The organism is Staphylococcus auricularis (assembly GCF_051172115.1).
Lineage (GTDB): Bacteria > Bacillota > Bacilli > Staphylococcales > Staphylococcaceae > Staphylococcus > Staphylococcus auricularis_A.
This window is the reverse complement of the sequence record NZ_JBPIZN010000033.1, coordinates 1-269: the sequence shown is the minus strand read 5'-3', so window position 1 is coordinate 269 and position 269 is coordinate 1. Positions and strand designations below refer to the sequence as shown.

The following is a 269-nucleotide window of genomic DNA, read 5'->3' as shown; positions in this document are numbered from 1 at the left end:
CATGACATCTAATATATTTTCATTTTTTTGCATTGGCACGATTCTATCGACTGCTGAATTAGCAAAATGGATATGGTCATCTAAAGGACCAGTTATATTTAGAATCGCTTTTTTCAAAGTGTTCGTGGCCATAATAGCATTTTCACATGCCACAATATTTACAGGTGTTTCTTTTTCTTTTAAGTAGTGCGCAAATGATTTAGCAATAATTGGTAAGAAATTAACACCAACTGCAGGGATAATTAAATCAGATTCTAACACACCTTCTT

1 protein-coding gene is annotated in these 269 nt (G+C 32.7%); it reads right to left on the bottom strand.

The window, feature by feature from the left end:
- The coding region (locus ACSBRB_RS10695) for a mannitol dehydrogenase family protein (protein ID WP_488199622.1) at nucleotides 1-269 on the bottom strand (269 nt) is incomplete at both ends.